Origin of the sequence: Stenotrophomonas sp. MYb57, assembly GCF_002966815.1 — a bacterium.
In the GTDB taxonomy this organism is placed as follows: domain Bacteria; phylum Pseudomonadota; class Gammaproteobacteria; order Xanthomonadales; family Xanthomonadaceae; genus Stenotrophomonas; species Stenotrophomonas indicatrix.
Genome location: NZ_CP023271.1, coordinates 582,858 through 601,207, shown reverse-complemented (window position 1 = coordinate 601,207; position 18,350 = coordinate 582,858). Strand labels below are relative to the sequence as shown.

Below are 18,350 nucleotides of genomic sequence, written 5' to 3'. Positions count from 1 at the left end.
GCTACCCGCTATAATCGACGATCTGAAGAAAACTGAAGCTCACCGCCATGGACACCACTGGATTCGCTGAAGCGGAAACATGCAGAACGTGACCACATCCCGCGCCCTCTGCGTCGACCTCGACGGCACCCTACTCCGCTCGGACATTCTGTACGAATCGTTGTTGGCGCTGCTTGCCCACAACCCGCTCTACCTGTTCCTGGTTCCTTTCTGGCTGCTGCGCGGCAAGGCCTACGTGAAGCGCCAGCTGGCGTCGCGGGTGCAGCTGCCTGCTGAGACGCTGCCCTACGACGAGCGCGTGCTGGAGATCCTGCGCACCACCACGCAGCGCCCGCGCGTGCTGTGCACGGCGTCGGACCGGCTGCTGGTACAGCCCATCGCCGATCATCTGGGGCTGTTCGAGGAAGTCATGGCCAGTGACGGCCATACCAACCTGTCCGGCAGCAACAAGGGGCAGGCGCTGGCCGAACGGTTCGGCGAGCGCGGCTTCGACTACATGGGCAACGGCCGGGTCGACCTCAAGGTCTGGGCGCACGCCGGGGGGGCGATCGTGGTCAACAACGGCGTATCCCTGGCCCGGGACGCGGCCCGGCAGACCGAGGTCCTGGCCCATCTGCCCGCGCAGAATGGCAACCTGCTCACCTGGATCAAGGCCCTGCGCGTCTACCAGTGGCTGAAGAACCTGCTGGTGCTGGTGCCGCTGCTGACCGCGCACCGCTTCCTGGACCCAGCCTCCATCGCCGATGCCGGCGTTGCCTTCCTGGCTTTCGGCCTGTGTGCGTCAGGTGTCTATCTGCTCAACGACCTGCTCGACCTCACCCCGGACCGCATGCATCCACGCAAGCGCAAACGTCCGTTCGCGGCGGGCACGCTGCCCCTGCTGCACGGCCTGCTGCTGGCGCCCTTGATCACGCTGGCAGGCTTCGCGCTGGCCTTTGTGTGCAGTGCGGAGTTCGCACTGGTGCTGATCTGCTACTACGTGATGACCCTGAGCTACTCGCTCAAGCTCAAGCGCATCGTGATGATCGACGTGGTGATGCTGGCCGCGTTGTACACCGTGCGCATCATAGGTGGCGCGGCGGCGATCGGCTCGGAGCTCTCGTTCTGGCTGCTGGCATTCTCCATGTTCGTGTTCCTCAGCCTCGCCATGCTCAAGCGCTACACCGAACTGGCATCGGCGCTGGCCAATGGCAAGGAAATGGCCATCGGCCGCGGCTACTCGGTGGCCGATCTGCCATTGGTGCAGTCGCTCGGCGCGGCCGCCGGCTACATCGGCGTGCTGGTCTTCGCGCTGTACATCAACAGCCCGGAGAGCCTGGAGCTGTACAGCAAACCCAAGCTGCTGTGGCTGCTGTGCCCGATCCTGCTGTACTGGATCAGCCGCATGTGGATCGTTTCCCATCGTGGTGACATGCACGACGACCCGATCGTGTTCGCGGCGATGGATCGTGGCAGCCAGATCGTCATCGCGCTGTGCGTGCTGATCGTCCTGATCGCGATATGACCCTGGTCAGCGGCGCATCCTGGGGGCGTTATCCGCGCGTACAGCAGCGCGTCGTCCCCGTGCTCGATCGCCAGAATGGCCTGCCGCTGCCTGACGACGGCAGCGTGCTGCCGCACGGCAATGGCCGCAGTTACGGCGACAGCTGCCTGAATCCGGATGGGACCCTGCTGGCCAGCCGGGCGCTGGATCGCTTCATGACGTTCGACCCGACAACCGGCATCGTCCGCTGCGAAGCCGGGGTAACCCTGGCCGACGTCATCGACATCGCCCTGCCCAACGGCTGGTTCCTGCCGGTCACGCCCGGCACGCGCTATGCCACTGTGGGCGGAGCGATTGGCAACGATGTGCATGGCAAGAACCATCATCGTGCTGGCACATTCGGCCATCATGTCCGCCGGCTGCAGCTGCTGCGCAGTGACGGCACGCGACTGGAGCTGGCACCTGGCGACTCCAGCGGAGTGTTTGAAGCGACCGTGGGCGGCCTCGGCCTGACAGGCTTCATCACTTGGGCCGAGCTGCAGCTGCGGCGCGTCCCCGGCCCCTGGATCGAGACCGAATCGATCCGCTTCGACAACCTCGATGAATTCTTCAGCCTGTCGCGGGAATCCGCTGAGGGCTTCGAGTACACCGTGGCCTGGATCGACTGCCTGGCCCGTGGCAAGCACCTGGGCCGCGGGCATTTCCTGCGCGGGGACCATGCACCGGGCAATGCACAGGCCGCTACACCCAGCTCGGCCCCGCGCCGCAGCATGCCGGTGGTACCGCCGGTGTCGCTGGTCAACCGACTGACGCTGCGCCCGTTCAATACGCTGTATTACTGGCGGCAGCCGGCACGTCGCGCGCGCGCGGTCTCGCACTACCAGAGCTATTTCTACCCGCTGGACGGCATCAACCACTGGAACCGCATGTATGGCCCGCGCGGCTTCCTGCAGCACCAGTGCGTGCTGCCTCCGGAAAATGCCCGCGACGCGACCGCAGCCCTGCTGGCCGAGATCGCCCGCAGCGGGCGCGGCTCGTTCCTGGCGGTGCTGAAGGAATTCGGTGATCGCCCCTCCCCGGGCATGCTGTCCTTCCCCCGCCCAGGCACCACCCTGGCGTTGGACTTCCCCAATGACGGCCCGGAGCTGTTGAAGATGCTCGACCGCCTGGACCACATCGTCAGTGAGGCGGGCGGCGCAGTCTATCCAGCCAAGGATGCGCGCATGTCAGGCGCCCTGTTCCGCCAGGCTTTCCCAGCCTGGGAAGCCTTTTCCCGCTACATCGACCCCCGATTCTCATCCGGCTTCTGGCGCCGGGTGATGGAGTAAGCATGCAGAAGATCCTGATCATCGGTGCCACCTCGGCCATCGCCGAGGCCGTCGCCCGCCTGTATGCCGCCCGCGCGGCTGCAATCTATCTGGTCGGTCGCAATGCCGGCCGATTGGACACCATCGCCGCCGATCTGCGGGTGCGCGGTGCGCAGCGCGCCGAGTATGGCGTGCTCGACGTCAACGATGTGACCGCCCACGGCGCGCTGCTCGATGCGGCCTGGAACGCGCTGGGCGGTATCGACACCGTGCTCATCGCGCACGGCACCCTGCCCGACCAGGCCGCCTGTGACGCCTCGGTCGAGCTGTCGCTGCGCGAGTTCGCCACCAACGGCACGTCCACCATCGCACTGTCAGCGGCGCTTGCGCAGCGCCTGCAGCCTGGCGCCACCCTGGCGGTCATCTCCTCGGTTGCCGGCGACCGTGGCCGCGCCAGCAATTATCTGTACGGCAGCGCCAAGGCAGCGGTGACCGCCTACCTCAGCGGCCTGGGCCAGCGCTTGCGCCCGGCGGGCGTCAATGTGCTGGTGATCAAGCCAGGCTTCGTCGACACTCCCATGACCGCCGCGTTCAAAAAGGGCGCCCTGTGGGCGACGCCGGACAAGGTAGCCGGCGGGATCCTCAAGGCCATCGGCAAGCGCAAGGCCGTGGCCTACCTGCCAGGGTTCTGGTGGGCGATCATGATGATCATCAAGAACATTCCCGAGTTCGTTTTCCGCCGCATTGCACTCTGATCCGAATACCGACCCACCGAGAGAAAGGAACTCCCGCATGCCCGATATCGATCGCGATCTAGACGTTCTCTACCAACACCGCTTCCCGAAGGAAGAGCTCGCCAACAAGAATCGGATCTGGCAGGTGCTGTGCGGCCAGTATTTCAATCGTTTCGTGAATCCGTCGGACACCGTAGTCGATATCGGTGCCGGCTACTGCGAATTCATCAACAACATTCCGGCCGCCGGCAAGATTGCAGTGGACCTGAACCCCGATGTCCGCCAGTTCGCCGCTGATGACGTGCGCATCATCAACGAGAGCTGCACGGCCGTCGCGTCGATCCCCGATGCAAGCGTCGATGCCGTGTTCATGAGCAACTTCCTGGAACACCTGCCGACCAAGGATCTGGTGCTGCAGACCCTGCGCGAGAGCGCACGCATGCTCAGACCGGGTGGCCGTGCGATCATTCTGCAGCCAAACATCCGCTTCCTGTACGACGAGTACTGGGACTATTTTGACCATCACACTGCGCTGAGCGACCGCAGCCTGGTCGAAGGCGTGCTGATGGCAGGTCTAGAGCCACGGGTCGTCATTCCGAAGTTCTTGCCCTACACCACCAAGAGCCGCCTGCCACAGGCGCCCTGGCTGGTCTCGCTGTACCTGAAGATTCCTCTGGCTTGGCACATCCTGGGCAAACAGGCCCTGGTTGTGGCCTACAAGCCGCGCTGACTCCCTTCACGAGTATCCGAATCCGTCCATGGCAGACAAGAAAGACAAGATCGTCCTGACCGGCGCCGCAGGCCTGGTGGGGCAGAACCTCATCGTCGAGATGAAGCAGCAGGGCTACACCCGGTTGGTGGCGATCGACAAGCACGCCCACAACCTGGAGATCCTGCGCGGCCTGCACCCCGACGTTCAGACGATCCTGGCCGACCTCGCCGAGCCCGGTGACTGGGCTCATGCCTTCGAAGGCGCGCGCCTGGTCGTGCAGCTGCACGCACAGATCACGGGCAAGACCACGGACCTGTTCGTGCGCAACAACCTGACCGCAACCGGCCACGTACTGGCTGCGTGCAAGGCTGCTGGTGTTCCTTACATGGTGCACATCAGCTCCTCGGTGGTGAACTCCGTGGCCAAGGACGATTACACCAATACCAAGCGTGAGCAGGAAGAAATGGTGGTGGCCAGCGGCCAGCGTCACTGCGTGCTGCGCCCTACGCTGATGTTCGGCTGGTTCGATCCCAAGCACCTGGGCTGGCTGTCGCGCTTCATGGCGCGCACGCCGGTGTTCCCGATTCCCGGAGATGGCAGGTTCATGCGCCAGCCGTTGTACGAGCGCGACTTCTGCCGCTGCATCGCCAAGTGCATCGAGACCGAACCGGACGGCCAGGTGTTCGACATCGTGGGCCACACCCGCGTGGACTACGTAGACATCATCCGCACCATCAAACGGGTCAAGAACCTGCGGACACTGATCGTCCACATCCCGATCGGCTTCTTCGCATTCCTGCTCCGCACCTACTCACTGTTCAGCAACAAGCCGCCGTTCACCGCGGATCAGTTGAAGGCGCTCAGCGCCGGAGACGACTTCAAGGGCGTCGATACCGAGGCCGTGTTCGGCGTTCGCCAGACCCCATTCGAAGTTGCCATCCGCGAAAGCTATACCGATCCGCGCTACAGCCACATCGTGCTGCAGCGTTGACCCAACAGACAATCGGAAAACATTCCAATGCGCAATTTCGCCATCATCGGCAGCGGCCCCATGGGCCTCATGGCGGCCCTTGAGCTGCTCAAGCAGGGCCACCAGGTAGACATCTACGAGCGCGACGATCGCATTGGCGGGATGTCGGCTGATTTCGACTTCGACGGCCTGCGCATCGAACGCTACTACCACTTCATCTGCAAGACCGACTACCCACTGTTCAAGCTGCTCGATGAGATGAAGCTGTCCGATCGCCTGCATTGGACAGACACCAAGATGGGCTATTACTACGAAGGCAAGCTGCACAAGTGGGGCACGCCGTTCGCGCTGCTCGGCTTCCCGCATCTGGGCTTGATCGACAAGGTCCGCTATGCCCTGCACGTGATGCACACCAAGGGCATCAAGGACTGGACTGCGCTGGACAAGGAGAACGCCCGCGACTGGATCACCCGCTGGATCGGCCCGAAGGCCTACAAGGTGATGTGGGAGAAGGCGTTCGCACTGAAGTTCTTCGAGTACCAGAACGATCTATCGGCATCGTGGATCGGCACCCGCATCAAGCGCGTGGCGCTGTCACGACGCAATCTGTTCAACGAAAGCATGGGCTACCTGGAAGGTGGCTCGTCCGTGCTGCTGGAGCGCATGGCGACCGAGGTCAAGCGCCTGGGCGGCAACATTCTGCTCGGCCAGCCCATCGATGAGGTCACCTCCGAAGCCGGCAAGGTCTCCGGCATCCGCACGCCGGGTGGGCACACCGCCTACGACACCGTGGTATCCACCGCACCCATCCAGTACGTACCCAAGCTGGTGCCCGGTCTGCCCAAGGCGTTCGCCGCCCAGGTCGCTGCGATCGAGAACATCCCGGTGGCCTGCGTGATCCTGAAGCTGTCGCAGCCGGTCAGCGAAAACTTCTGGATGAACATCAGCGACGACCGCATCACCATTCCGGGCCTGATCGAGTACAGCAACCTCAATCCGGGCAAGGGGCCGGGCGAGCACATCGTGTATGCGCCGTACTACATGCCCAAGACCCATCCGAAGTGGCAGTGGACCAACCAGCAGCTCATCGACGAGGTGATCAGCTACCTGCCGATGATCAACCCGGCGTTCAAGCCGGAGTGGATCAAGGCAACACACTGCCATCGCTACGAGTACGCGCAGACCATCTGCCCGCCCGGGTTCCAGGACATGCTGCCGCCGATGAAGACGCCGCTGGAAGGTTTCTACATGGCCGATACGGCGTACTACTATCCCGAAGACCGCTCCATCAACGAAAGCATCGCGGTGGGCAGCACGCTGGCCAAGCTGGCCGCGCGGGGAGCTGCAGGCCGGTGATGTCTTCTGCTGCATCCCGTCAGTTCGTGACGTTCCTGCTGGCGGGCGGCCTTGCCGCCGGCGTCAACTTCGGTTCGCGAATCGCGCTGGGCCATTGGATGGGCTATGTCCCATCCATCCTGATCGCCTACCTGCTGGGCATCGTCACCGCGTTCACGCTCAACAAGACCTTCGTGTTCAAACAGGCCAACAACCGGCTCCGCCATCAAGTCCTGTGGTTCATCGTAATCAACCTGGCGGCCCTGGTGCAGACCATCCTGATCAGCCTGCTGGTCGCGCGTTGGCTGTTGCCGCTGCTGCGTGTGGATTTCCACAACGAAACCATCGGGCATGCAGTCGGCGTCATGGTTCCGGTCATCACCAGCTACATCGGCCACAAGCGGCTCTCGTTCCGGTCGTGAACCGGCTGTCAGGCCCCTCCTCCCCGCCAGCGGCTAGGGAGACTGATCCGGCGTGGCAGCGAGGATCCGGTCCGCCTCGGCAGAGGCGGGAATCACCAGCCGCCCGAAGGTGACAGGATAACTCGCGTTCCACAGCCGCCGTGTTCCACTGTCACCGTAAACCGTGAATGCGACTACCTTTCGCTTGTGCAGCATGTCCTGCTGCTGGCTGGAGGCGAGCGCAATGAAGTCCCTTGCATCTGCCACCGTCGGCGACAACAGGAAGCCCGTCTGGGTGGCGCCAGCTATCAGACGGAAGTCAGCGGTATCACCGTTCTCATAACGCATCTTGATCGACAGCTTGGGCAACTTGTACAAAGTGGACATGAGCCGGCCTGCAAACGTGGGCCGGATATCCATGGTCACCCACACCGGGTCATTCCCTTCGGGCACCACAACTTCCTGGCCCACCTTGGCGCTGGTCCGCTCCACGTCACGCGGCTGCAGGGCTGCGGCCGGCTGCCTGGAACGCTCCAGCACGGCATAACCGCTCTCCAGCGAAGCCGGCGTATAGCTTCCGAGCATCGGCAGCCAACTGGCGCCGTCATCCAGCGAAGGGTAGCGGTGGTCGATCGGATCCAGCTTGAAGTAGATGCGCGAAGGCGGATCCTTGAGCAGGTGATCGGCATTCGCCTGAGCGAGGACGGGCGTGTAGGCCGAGTAGCTCTGCAGGATCGGACGCGGCTTCCAGATCGACCCTGCCGCGATCACCGGCGCGATCTCCACCGGATAGACATCGGCCGTGCCTGTGTACCCGGCAAAGGGCGGCCGCGAGCCGAACGCTGCCGAAATCGCCTTGAACTGATTATCCAGGGCAGCGGGATCGCGGAGGCGCGTCACCAGTCCCAGTACCGGCTGGCGGACCATCTGTGCAAAGCGCGTGGTCGAGGCATCCCAGGACACGGACGCGTAGGGACGGGTGATCATCCCCCATCCGGCCAGACCGATGACCAGCGCAAGGACACTCCATCGGCCAGCGCGGCTCAGGCACAGGAAAGCGCCCGCCATCGCCAGCGCCACGGCTGCAGTCAACGCATGCAGGTCGTGGCGCACGAATCCGGATTTGAAGGTGACGAAAAGATAGGCCGCGATCAGTACCGTAACGTGCCAGTACCGGCGGATGCCGCCGACCAGCGACAGGCACAGGAGCAACGCAGCAGCCATCAGGAAATAGAGAATTTCATGCATGTTGCCGACGACAGACATGCCGTCGGTGTAGCCGGAAACGATCGGCGCCTGCGCGATGAAGTAGCGCGGCAGGTCAGGCAGTGACTGCCCCGAAGCCATCCATGCCAGCGGCATCACCAGCAGCTGGACGGCGACGGCAAGCAATACAGTCCGTCGATGCGCCCGCCAACCCATCAGGACCGTCATCGCGGTGGCCAGCCCGACCATGACGCTGAAGTTTCCCTTCACCAGCGGCAGGACGGCCATGGCAGCTGCCAGCAGGCAGACCGTCGCGGTGAACGGCCTGCCGCGCTCGATCCCTCGCGCCACGACGCAGCAAAGCAGGACCGGAAGGAACAGGAATGCCACGTCGCGGCTCACGCCCAGGCTAAGCACCACCGGCAGCAGCAGCAACCACATGCGCCGCCCGGGTGGGGTACTGGCGTACATGCCGGCAAAGAACGCTACGGCGATGAGCAGGGATCCCGCCAACATCAAACCATCGGTGGCGGGGTGGTACATGGTCGTGTAGACCGACGCCAGCGGCCCGAAGGTGAAGATGATGTCCCTGCCAAAGCGCAGATGCTCGGCCGTGGCGTGGTTCATCGCGTAGATCCAGGATCCGTCGAGGCTCTCGAACGGCATGGCCGGATTGAACGGAGTGATCATCAGGACCACAAGCAGGAAGCTCACCAGGCAACCCAACACCACCCAGAGGGGCATTGTTGCTTCACCACGATCGGGCTTGCCGACGATTTCCTTCACTGTCTGGTTCATCACTTGCCTCTGACCGTTGCGGCACGGCCTGGGCAATACCGCGCAGGCGCGCGACGGGCAGCAGACCACTACTTGGTTCGGGGCAAATTGTAGCCGTAATCCCACCGGAGCATCCGTCGGAACTGTACGGTGCGAGGGCGCCGGCGCGCGACGAGGAGGAGCGTGGTGCTTTGCACTGGCACCGGCTACATTGGCGATAAACAGCCTCGGCGCCCCCAATGAAACGATACAGTCCCCTGCTTCTGCTGACCCTGCTGGCAACCGGCTGCCAACCAGTTGCCGCGCCCACGGCGGCACCCTTGCCGGTCACGGCGACTGCCCCCGTCGGAAAACACTGCCTGGCAGCGGTGGTCCATGACCTGCAGGTGGCCTGGCCGGACAACAAGATTGTGAACATCATCGCCTTTGGACACAGCGTACCGGCCGGATTCGGCATCACGCCTGCCGTACACAAGCGCGACGCCTACCCCCGCCTGCTCGAAGACGCCTTGGCCGACGCCTATCCGCATGCGGTCCTCAATGTCATCACCGCCGCCGCAGGGGGCGAGAACTCCCAGCAGGGACGCGAACGGTTTGCACGGGATGCGCTGGCGCATGCGCCGCGCGTGGTGCTGATTGATTACGGCCTGAACGATCGGGGGCTGGCGTTGCAGGCCTCGGCCCGGAACCTGGCGGCGATGATCGTGGAGGCACGCGCGGCGGGTGCATGCCCGGTGCTGCTGACGCCCACCTGGGACGAACAGGCCGCGCCCGACCGCGCCGGCGATCCGCTCGGGGCGCAGGCAGCGATGATCCGGCGCCTGGGTGAGCTGACCGATGTTCCGGTCGCCGACAGTCTTGCGGCCTTCCAGAACTACCGTGGCGACCGCCACCAGCTGATGGCGCAATTCAACCACCCCAACCGCGAAGGCCATGCCTTGGTATTGGGGCAGCTCATGCCCCTGTTCACACCCTCCGCCAGCCAACCGTAACGGCAGCGTCCCGAGCTGCCGCGCTACTGCGTCGGCAGCGGGGCGTCCGCATCGATTCGATGCAGGGTCAGCACTGCCTGGCAGACCAGCGAACGGCTGCCATCGTCCTGCAGGACGCGTATCTGGGCATCCTCCGGCAGCCGGCGCAGGTCCACGAAGGCGTGGAAGCCGGCGTACTCAAGGCTGGGCTGGTGGAAGTAGTTCGATACGTCAGGCCGGGACACACGATGCACCGGCAGCACGACGGCGCGTCCATCGCGCCCTTCAGCCAGCAGCGAAGTGCGCTGGCTGAGCTTGCCCTTCTCCCCATCCAGCGCTGCCCAGCCGCGAATGAACAGCATGCGGCCAGGACGCTCCATTGCCGCACCCGTGACCCCGATACCATCGACATCTTCGATGTTGCAGTTGCCACCGACCGGATATGAGGCCGCAGGGAGGCCCTCCTTCCAGGATCCGGACAGCACGGCGTCGGTTTCCACCGAAGCGGGAATGTCCAGGCGTGCGAACGTGACCTGGTAGTCAGGTCGCCACATCAGCCGCGTTCCGCGTTGACCACGAACACCGAACGCAACCACGCGGCGCTTGCTCAGCAAATCGCCACGGCTGTGCGAGCCCAGTGCCACGAACTGGTTGGCGTCGGTCACGGTCGGCGAGAGCAGGAAGCCCGGCCTGCCCATGGCAGCGATCATGCGATAGACCGACGTACTGCCGTCCTCGTAAACCACCTCCAGCGACAACTCCGGTGCCTTGTATAGCGTGGCGTAGATCTTGCCGAGCAAGGTGGGCTTGATGTCCATGGACGCCCAAACAGGGTTCTCCCAGCCCGATACGGCAATCCGCTCGCCAAGCCGCGCCGCGACCTGCACCGCCGGCCGGGGCTGCAAGGCCGCAGCTGCGGGCGTTCGCTGTTCAAGCACCGCGTAGCCGCCGTCCAGTGCTTTCGGTCTGTAGCTCCCCAGCAAATCAAGCCAACTGGCGCCGTCCTCCATCGCAGGATAGCGCTGATCGATCGGATAGACGGCAAAGTAGACGCGGGAAGGCGGGGTGGATTTCAGGTGATCTGCATTGGCCGTGATCAAGGACGGCGTAAATGCTGCATAGCTCTGCAGGATCGGACGCGGTTTCCAGGTCATGCCGGACGCAAGCAGAGGCGAGAGATCCCACGGGTAGACGTCGGCCTGCCCCTGCTGATCGGCAAACGGAGGCCGATTGGCCAACTCGGCGAGCCTGCGCTGGTACTGCTGTTCAAGCGCGTCAGCGTCGGTCAGCCGCAGCCAGACACCCTGTGCGGGAATCCTGATCGCCTCACCGACACGCGCCAGGGACGCCAGCGGATCCGGTGGCAGGATCGCAAAAGCGATCAACACCCAGCCAAGCATCCCTGCGCCAAGCGCCATGGCGCCCCGCCCATGTTCGCTGCCCGGCATGAGGTACAGCAGCAGCCCAATCAGCAGCAGTGCTGAGGACGCAATGAAGGCGTGCGGTGGATCATGTCGTACGAAGCCGGACTTGAAGGTCACAAACAGGTAGAGCGCAACTATAACTGGGACATACCAGCGTGCGCGCAGGCCGCCCAGCGCGGAAACGCCTACCATCACCGCACCGGCGGTGATGAAGACGGCCAGATCCCACAGACGGCCGTCGGCGGAGGTCGACATGCCATCGGTATAACCGGAAATGATCGGCAACTGCGCGATGAAGTATCCCGGCAGGTCGATAAGCGCCTGTCCGGCGATCAACCAGGCTGCGATCAAGGCCACGATCTCGATCACTACGATGCCGATGCTCAAGCGCCGCGAGACCGGCCAGCACAGAATCACCGCAACCAGGCTCGTCACCGCGGCGATCAGGCCGAAGTTGCCCTTCACCAGTGGCAGGATGCCGATCGCCATGGCAAGCAGGCAGATCGTGCCGGTCGACAGGCGGCCAGTCTCACGGCCACGAACCACGACAAAGGGAAGCAGCAATGGAAGCAGCATCATCACCGCGTCACGCCATCCGTCCCAGTCAGGCAGCCAGGCCAGTCCGATGCACAGCGGGACCAGTGGTAACAGGACCCGGCGACCCGGAGCCACCGCGGTGAACAGCCCGGCGAACATCGCGATGGAAATCAGCAACGACCCGCCGATCATCAAGCCATCGGTAGCAGGGTGGTAGACGTTGGTGTATACCGACGCCAGCGGCCCGAAGGTGAAGATGATGTCTTTCCCGAACCGCATCTGCTCGGCCGTGGCGATGTTCATGGCGTACGCCCATGAACCGTCGACGCCGGCGATCGGCATTTCGGGCATGAAGGGGGTCAGCACCAGAACGGTAAGCACGCAGGCGATGATGCTCGCGGCCCACCCCCACATGGTAGTGGCCGCCTGGCCCGCTGGGTTCGTGTTTTCCATGGTGTCCTGGTGTCCGGAAGAGTCTGCGCCTGATCAGCGCCGCCATTCTCGCTAATCGGGGTGCCCCGGACCAGCATTCCCTGCGCCTGGGCCGCTGGGGATCGGCCCGCGAGCACCACGCCCACCTGCAGACGACACGCGCACCCCGCGGCGGCACCTGCACACCGCTTCCCTTCGTGGCAATGCCTCCGTGGTCGCGGCCAAGTGGATCCAGGCGGCCGGCTCGGAGCAAACGCGGATGGACAGCGTGGGCGCTTTGACCCGCGTCGCGTGTGCCTTGGGCATTGACACGCTCAGGCCACCGTAGACAATCGCTCTGGCAATTCGATCCCCCAGTGCCGTACATCGCCGTCCGGCGTCGTCGGAGTATCGATGAACGTCCTGGGTCGCACCAGGACGGTGCCCACGTAGATTCACCGATTTTTGTAGTCCACCGTTTTTTCTAGTCCACCGCTTGCGCCAGGCACACCTGCCATCCGTAGCGTCCCGTGCCTCTGTCCACTTGGCACGGGCGCACAGGTGGCTTTGGCCCTGATGCGTCAAACCGACGACCTGCCCCAGGGGAACCCTAGATGCGCCAGCCCACCACCGACACCCGGCAGGCGATTACCCGCCCGCCGGCCGCCAAGGCCGCGCGCACCGGCGGTCGGCTTCACTTCCTCGACGCTCTGCGCGGCATTGCCGCTGCCTATGTGGTGTTCTTCCACTTGGTCTACGTCGGCGGTGTACCTGCGCCCGCATGGCTGGCGGGGGTGACGGCACAGGGTGGCACCGGCGTGATGCTGTTCTTCGTGGTGAGCTGCTTCTCGCTGTTTTTCACCATGCCTGCCAGGCTGAAGGAAGCCCGGCCCATGGTGTCCTTCTTCACCCACCGTTTCTTCCGCATCGCGCCGCTGTTCTATGTCTGGCTGGTGATCAGCTGCCTGCTTATGACCTACGTCTACCACCTGCCGATCACAACGGCAGCCGTACTCCAGAGCATCTTCTTTGTCTTCAACCTAGTGCCTGGAAACCAGAGCGGCATCGTCATGGCGAGCTGGACAATCGGTGTTGAGATGCTGTTCTACGCGATTTTCCCGCTGATTTACTTCAAGACCCGCAACATCGTGGAGGCCTGGTCGCTGGTGCTGGGCACGCTGCTGGCGTACTTCGCGATGATCTTCGTCCTGCCGTTGCTGCCGCTGGATCCGGAAACCGCAGGCAGCCATCACCAGTGGTTGTTCATCAAGGACATGCCGGTGTTCGCGATGGGGGCGGTGTGCTATTTCCTGCTGGTCAACCGGCTTGCCAACGACCCGGTGCCGGAGGACAGGTCGGTGGGAACGCTGTTGCTTCTGGTGTCGGCCTGCATCTTCGTTGCGCGCAGCAATTCATGGATCGACGACAGGATCTTCGCCGGTCACCCCTACATGTGGCCCGCCATCTGGTACTCGGCACTGATCATCGGCCTGGCGCTCAATCCGATCAAACTGCTGGTCAACCGCGTGACCCGGTTCCTGGGCACCGTCAGCTACTCGCTTTACCTGGCCCACGGTCCGGTGATCAACGCGCTTCGCCCGTGGTATGACAGGCTCGCGCGGCACGAAGACTGGTCAACCACCAAGACCTATCTGATTGCCGTATCGGGCACGATGCTGGTCTCCGTCGCGATCGCGTATGTCACGTACCGCCTAATCGAGGTGCCCTTCATCCGGCTGGGTAAGACCGTATACGCCCGCTGGTTCAACCGCCCGCAGCAAGTGACCACGGCAGCCACGCCGCGCTGATCGTCAGGCTGCGGCTCAGCTTGGCCATCTCGGGGGGGATTGGCTTCTCCCCCCAAACCGGCGGCACGACGCCACGGCAGGTCGGCGGGGGCAATGAGGCGCTTCCGACGGTTGAGTGCCGATTGCGCCGATGAGGTGTGCGGGTGGCTCGGAAACGAGCGACGCCTGCAGCCACGTGCAGCCATTGAGTGCCGCCATGCCTTCGGCACGGTTCGACGACGCTACCGCCCCCTTGTCAGGGGCACGGACTTGTGCAGGTCAGGATGAGGCCACGGCCCGCAGTCTACGCACTGCGCGCTGCACCACTGACGCGCGCTTGCGCACGGTGAAGACGCCCTGCGGCAGCACGTTGGGATCGTCGACGAAGTCGATCGACAGGGCCAGGTGCCCGATCTCCCTCTGCACAAACGCTGGCGGCATTGCGGCCCACCCGTAGTTTGACGCTTCCAGAACTTCCGCATTACCTGCTACAGCGGCGTACACATGCTCACCCGCCGCGTAGCGGCGTCGTGCAGCCGCCGGATCGGCGAACATCTGCGCATAGTCCTCTTCATACTGGTTGCGGTCGCTTTGCTTGTGCGTGCACGCCTCGCAGAGTTCCAGGAAGTGATCGGTCGTGGTGGTCATCACCAACGATCCGCCCGGCTTGAGGACGCGCATCAACTCGGCCAGCCAGAACTTCGCCGAAGCCTCGGAAAGATGTGAGAACACCGAGAATGCATAGATGACCTCGAAGCGGCCATCCTTGTGCGGCAGCGGTGCATTGGGACCGATACAGCTGAGATTGCCTGCCACGCCGGTGGAGCGCGCCACCTCGAGGATCTCGGGGTCCACGTCCACTCCGTACAGGTAAGCCGAGTCGACATCATTAAGAAAGAAGCGCAGGATCCGCCCCCAACCGACACCGAAGTCCAGCACCGGCGAGTTTCGACGCAACGGATAGCTGCCGGCCTTCACCTGTTGATAGAAATGGAAGGCCTCGGCCAGCGCGGCCTCGTTGGACTTTCCAACAAAGACCTCCTGCTGGTAGGCCGACGGGAACCCCGGCAACCCCTCCGTAGGCTCGTGGATCGAACGGACGAGACGCTCATACCACTGCTGGTCATCCATCTTCAGGTCCGGTAGCACGCTCAGGTCGGAAGGACAGATATACCTTGCTTTGCGTAATTTTCATGACACAGCGCAGCATCCGGCTTCCGGGTGGTCGCTGCGAAATAGCCCGCCTGCTCCACCCAGAGCACGAACAGGCGCTCGATCACGTGCGCCAGAGTGGCATCCAACTGCCCCGCTTCGGGGTCGAATTCGCTCAAGGCCAATGCCCGCTCCCGCAAGGCATCCAGGGCCGCGGGTCGGAACCAGAACATCGTTCCGGCGAAGAATCCCAGCCGAATCCGGGCATCGTCGATTCCGGTTTCTGCAGCAAGCCGACGAAGTCGCTCCTCATTGCCTCCCCAGAAGCGGGCATTGCTGACATAGGCGTGCTCCGGACCCACGATGCCGCAGCTGGACTCATGCTTGAAGGCGCGCAGGATCTTCAACACCGTGTGCGATGAGCCCAGCAGGGACTTCATCAACTCGTCCCGCCACTGCCCACCACCGTCGTGGTACACGCTCTTCTTGGAATGGATCTTGCAGACCGCGTCGTAACGGTCGAGCAGGCCGCTGTTGAGCAGGCTGATGAACGGACCAACGTCCCGCCCGATGTTCGGGTGCACGAAGACGAAAGCACGCACCCCGCGCTCCTCGAAGAATCGCACCGCGACGCGGCGGTCAGCCACCGACTTCACGGACACGAACAGATCATGATCGACGATCACGTTCTTCATGTAGCCCTGGATCGATTCGACCAGATCCAGGTGATAGAGGTGGAGCACGATGGCAAATCGAGCCTTCAGCCTGTCCGCGGGAATGGCCCCAACGCCATAGCGCTGCAGCTCTTCCTGCGAAAGCCCTTCGCGAGCCTGGGTGACCAGGGGCATCGAATTGATCCGGGTGGCCCGCATCCTGGCCACTTCGTCCTCGACCTGCGCCAGGCGCACCGGGTCGGCAATCAGGCTGGACAGGCCAACGTCCTGCACTCCGTTGGGGTCATCTCGCAGCACTTCGGTCTTGATGAATCCAAACTGCCGGTACAGGTCATCCCACAGATAGTGGACAAGATTGGCCTGCTGGATTTCGAAGGCTCCCGGGGCCGCAACGCTGTTCGGCGCGGCCTCCTGCTCGCGCTTGCGCTTCAACCGCGAGGTCAACTTGCGCATGCCTTCCGCATCGGCGTGGAAAGCCGAGGCAATTCGCACCCCATGATGCAGCAGCCACTGTGTCAGCCCGATCTCATAGGAAAGAATGATCTCCCACTTGTCATCGAGCACGCGCACATCGCGCCAGAACTGATGAAAGTACTGGCTGAAGAAAACGTCCTTGCGGAATACCATGAAATACGATTGCAGGTGTCGGCTGACCTGCTGCGACTCGGTCATGGACCACGCACCGCATTCCACGCCCTGCATCTTCGCGAAGGCACGATCCATGCCCTCGGGATCGATCATCAGCACACTGTCATTGGCGATGATCAACTCGTCGTAGGCATACAATGCCTCTACCGCCAGCACACCGGTCCGGAACGAGTAGAAATCGTATCCAACGTTCTCGCGGACGATGACCGTGATGCGCTCGTCCAGGCCCACGGCCTGGTCTGCGTCGAGACGTGTCGACACCAGCACTACACGCTCTGCGTGCCGCAGCAGGTTTTCGAGCAACCGGCGCGTGAAGTCAGTCAACCGGCCTTCGGCGTCGAAGTGGGCAACAACTGCAACGCGACGGATGGAACTCATGCGTGCCACGCGTGATAGGCGCGCACCGCGAAGGAACGCAGGCGGGGGAAAGGCCGCAGGCACCGGCCGATGAAGGCCCGCAGGCCCGGCTTCGGAACCGAGGAAATTCCCTGTGGATTGGTACGGCGCACCTCGGCAGAGAGCAGAACCACATCGTTGACCAGGCGTTCGCGATCGTCCAGGAGCGCCTTCATGCGCTCGCCACCGAGTGCGCGCAGCAGCGCCTCGTCCTTCATCAGTGCCTCGTCACTGCCCACGCCGTTCAGCGCCGCATGGGTCGCTTCCAGGTAGGCCAGCCCGTGCTTGAGGTCCGGCTCCAGGTGGCAGCCCTCGCCCCATTCGTTCCAGGCATTGATGAACAGGATCTGGTCTTCCGGCGCGTTGTTGACGCGGGTGTACTCGACCAGACGATGCAGCCAGTACTGATAGATCGACGGAGAGGCGTCAACCAGCGTGTGCGAGGTGTGCTGGCGCCGCGCCGTATTGTCCCAAGCCGGCACGATGCCTCGATACCAGCGGAAGTCGGGCTTGGGCCGGCTGATCGACTGGGCGACCACCTTGCGGTAGTCAACAAGACCACCACGGAACTCCGGGTTGGTGATGTCGATCGGCCGCGTCAGCCGGTTCTCTGCACCGATGAACGTATGCGGCGGGAACTCGGCCGCTGCGTCATAGCCCCAATCCCGCGGATCGACGATGCCATAGAACTGCACTGCCACCAGATGGATCTCGCCCACACCGTTTTCGCGGGCCACCTCGCGCCAGCGCGCGACCGTTTCCTTCGCATCCGGGAACAGGTCAGCGCGGTAGACCAGCAGCATGGGCTTGCCATCCACCTTGATCGCGCGGCGATCCTTCAGCAGCGGCAGGATATCCTCCATGAACCGCCGATCCTCATCGGCGCCATGCTTCTGCTCGAGCAGTACGTCCTTCTCGAGGCCATCCCAGGTGCGGGTCCAGTTCTCATTGGCCCAGCACACGCAGAACGGGAACTCGATGTCACTCTTGAGATAGTTGTCCAGCGGCAGCTCGAGGATGCGCCGACCATCGAACCAGTAGTAGTAGAAGCAGAACCCATGGATCCCATACAGCGAGGCCAGCTCAGCCTGCGCCCGCATGTTGTCGATCAGCCGCAGGTCATAGAAGCCCAGCTCGCGCGGAATATGGGGCTGGTAGTGGCCGACGAAGTTCGGCTTTCCCTTGGCAACATTGGTCCACTCGGTGAAGCCAGGTCCCCACCACTCCGAGTTTTCCGCGACGGGATGGTATTGCGGCAGATAGAAGCAGATCGGCTTGACGGTAGACATGTTCATCCCTAGAAAACGGTTCAACCCAATCTGCTGATGGGTCTGGAAAAAATTCATTGCCGGAGCGCTTGCCCTCTACTTGCCCCTGACAGACCAAGCACCCTGCATTTGCAACGTAACATCCTGGCCGTTGGCA

The 18,350-nt window shown here is 63.3% G+C and carries 14 protein-coding genes; 9 read left to right on the top strand and 5 right to left on the bottom strand.

Annotated features, from left to right (window positions below; all coding sequences use genetic code 11):
- Nucleotides 1-79: 79 nt before the first annotated feature.
- From CLM74_RS02730 to CLM74_RS02700, 7 genes are read left to right on the top strand one after another with little or no spacing between them, the layout of a single operon-like run.
- Nucleotides 80-1,504: a UbiA family prenyltransferase gene (locus CLM74_RS02730; protein ID WP_105163389.1), complete on the top strand. Its 1,425-nt coding sequence runs from the start codon at nt 80-82 to the stop codon at nt 1,502-1,504.
- 2 nt (nt 1,505-1,506) lie between these two features.
- Nucleotides 1,507-2,811 carry an FAD-binding oxidoreductase gene (locus CLM74_RS02725; protein ID WP_199776091.1) on the top strand — a complete coding sequence of 435 codons (1,305 nt, stop codon included), beginning with the start codon at nt 1,507-1,509 and terminating at the stop codon, nt 2,809-2,811.
- Between the two features lie 2 nt (nt 2,812-2,813).
- A complete protein-coding gene (locus tag CLM74_RS02720) occupies nt 2,814-3,545 on the top strand; it encodes an SDR family oxidoreductase (RefSeq protein WP_105163387.1) in 732 nt (243 codons plus the stop codon).
- Nucleotides 3,546-3,582: 37 nt separating this feature from the next.
- Nucleotides 3,583-4,254 carry a class I SAM-dependent methyltransferase gene (locus tag CLM74_RS02715; protein WP_105163386.1) on the top strand — a complete coding sequence of 224 codons (672 nt, stop codon included), beginning with the start codon at nt 3,583-3,585 and terminating at the stop codon, nt 4,252-4,254.
- Nucleotides 4,255-4,282: 28 nt separating this feature from the next.
- A complete protein-coding gene (locus tag CLM74_RS02710) occupies nt 4,283-5,227 on the top strand; it encodes an NAD-dependent epimerase/dehydratase family protein (RefSeq protein WP_105163385.1) in 945 nt (314 codons plus the stop codon).
- 27 nt (nt 5,228-5,254) lie between these two features.
- On the top strand, nt 5,255-6,562 hold the full coding sequence (locus CLM74_RS02705) for an NAD(P)/FAD-dependent oxidoreductase (protein ID WP_105163384.1): 1,308 nt from the start codon (nt 5,255-5,257) through the stop codon (nt 6,560-6,562).
- Complete coding sequence (locus CLM74_RS02700) at nt 6,562-6,963, top strand: GtrA family protein (protein ID WP_105163383.1); 402 nt, start codon at nt 6,562-6,564, stop codon at nt 6,961-6,963. Before CLM74_RS02705 ends, CLM74_RS02700 begins: the two co-directional genes overlap by 1 nt.
- Nucleotides 6,964-6,996: 33 nt before the next feature.
- On the opposite strand, the gene CLM74_RS02695 is transcribed toward CLM74_RS02700, so the two are convergent.
- A complete protein-coding gene (locus CLM74_RS02695; RefSeq protein ID WP_105163382.1) occupies nt 6,997-8,946 on the bottom strand; it encodes a hypothetical protein in 1,950 nt (649 codons plus the stop codon).
- Between the two features lie 299 nt (nt 8,947-9,245).
- On the opposite strand from CLM74_RS02695, the gene CLM74_RS02690 reads away from it, so the two are divergent.
- The gene (locus tag CLM74_RS02690; RefSeq protein ID WP_158684096.1) at nt 9,246-9,917 is read left to right on the top strand and encodes a GDSL-type esterase/lipase family protein; all 672 of its coding nucleotides are present in this window, start codon (nt 9,246-9,248) and stop codon (nt 9,915-9,917) included.
- 23 nt (nt 9,918-9,940) lie between these two features.
- Here the strand turns inward: CLM74_RS02690 and CLM74_RS02685 are convergent, their stop codons facing one another.
- Nucleotides 9,941-12,310: a hypothetical protein gene (locus CLM74_RS02685; RefSeq protein ID WP_158684095.1), complete on the bottom strand. Its 2,370-nt coding sequence runs from the start codon at nt 12,308-12,310 to the stop codon at nt 9,941-9,943.
- A gap of 572 nt (nt 12,311-12,882) precedes the next feature.
- On the opposite strand from CLM74_RS02685, the gene CLM74_RS02680 reads away from it, so the two are divergent.
- The gene (locus CLM74_RS02680) at nt 12,883-14,076 is read left to right on the top strand and encodes an acyltransferase (RefSeq protein ID WP_105163379.1); all 1,194 of its coding nucleotides are present in this window, start codon (nt 12,883-12,885) and stop codon (nt 14,074-14,076) included.
- A gap of 258 nt (nt 14,077-14,334) precedes the next feature.
- On the opposite strand, the gene CLM74_RS02675 is transcribed toward CLM74_RS02680, so the two are convergent.
- The 3 genes from CLM74_RS02675 to CLM74_RS02665 are packed head-to-tail and all read right to left on the bottom strand — an operon-like array spanning nt 14,335 to nt 18,214.
- A complete protein-coding gene (locus tag CLM74_RS02675; RefSeq protein ID WP_234003411.1) occupies nt 14,335-15,186 on the bottom strand; it encodes a class I SAM-dependent methyltransferase in 852 nt (283 codons plus the stop codon).
- Nucleotides 15,187-15,206: 20 nt separating this feature from the next.
- Complete coding sequence (locus CLM74_RS02670; RefSeq protein ID WP_105163378.1) at nt 15,207-16,907, bottom strand: rhamnan synthesis F family protein; 1,701 nt, start codon at nt 16,905-16,907, stop codon at nt 15,207-15,209.
- Entirely contained in the window at nt 16,904-18,214 is a 1,311-nt protein-coding gene (locus CLM74_RS02665) for a glycoside hydrolase family 99-like domain-containing protein (RefSeq protein ID WP_105164922.1), read from the bottom strand. The genes CLM74_RS02670 and CLM74_RS02665 overlap by 4 nt, the downstream gene beginning before the upstream one ends.
- Between the last annotated feature and the right edge of the window lie 136 nt (nt 18,215-18,350).

Bases quoted from the DNA above. Each gene is read 5' to 3' on its own strand.
- CLM74_RS02700 (WP_105163383.1), top strand. From the start codon at position 6,562: ATGTCTTCTGCTGCATCCCGTCAGTTCGTGACGTTCCTGCTGGCGGGC.
- CLM74_RS02715 (WP_105163386.1), top strand. From the start codon at position 3,583: ATGCCCGATATCGATCGCGATCTAGACGTTCTCTACCAACACCGCTTC.
- CLM74_RS02680 (WP_105163379.1), top strand. From the start codon at position 12,883: ATGCGCCAGCCCACCACCGACACCCGGCAGGCGATTACCCGCCCGCCG.
- CLM74_RS02665 (WP_105164922.1), bottom strand. From the start codon at position 18,214: ATGTCTACCGTCAAGCCGATCTGCTTCTATCTGCCGCAATACCATCCC.
- CLM74_RS02695 (WP_105163382.1), bottom strand. From the start codon at position 8,946: ATGAACCAGACAGTGAAGGAAATCGTCGGCAAGCCCGATCGTGGTGAA.
- CLM74_RS02705 (WP_105163384.1), top strand. From the start codon at position 5,255: ATGCGCAATTTCGCCATCATCGGCAGCGGCCCCATGGGCCTCATGGCG.
- CLM74_RS02670 (WP_105163378.1), bottom strand. From the start codon at position 16,907: ATGAGTTCCATCCGTCGCGTTGCAGTTGTTGCCCACTTCGACGCCGAA.
- CLM74_RS02730 (WP_105163389.1), top strand. From the start codon at position 80: ATGCAGAACGTGACCACATCCCGCGCCCTCTGCGTCGACCTCGACGGC.
- CLM74_RS02675 (WP_234003411.1), bottom strand. From the start codon at position 15,186: ATGGATGACCAGCAGTGGTATGAGCGTCTCGTCCGTTCGATCCACGAG.
- CLM74_RS02685 (WP_158684095.1), bottom strand. From the start codon at position 12,310: ATGGAAAACACGAACCCAGCGGGCCAGGCGGCCACTACCATGTGGGGG.
- CLM74_RS02720 (WP_105163387.1), top strand. From the start codon at position 2,814: ATGCAGAAGATCCTGATCATCGGTGCCACCTCGGCCATCGCCGAGGCC.
- CLM74_RS02710 (WP_105163385.1), top strand. From the start codon at position 4,283: ATGGCAGACAAGAAAGACAAGATCGTCCTGACCGGCGCCGCAGGCCTG.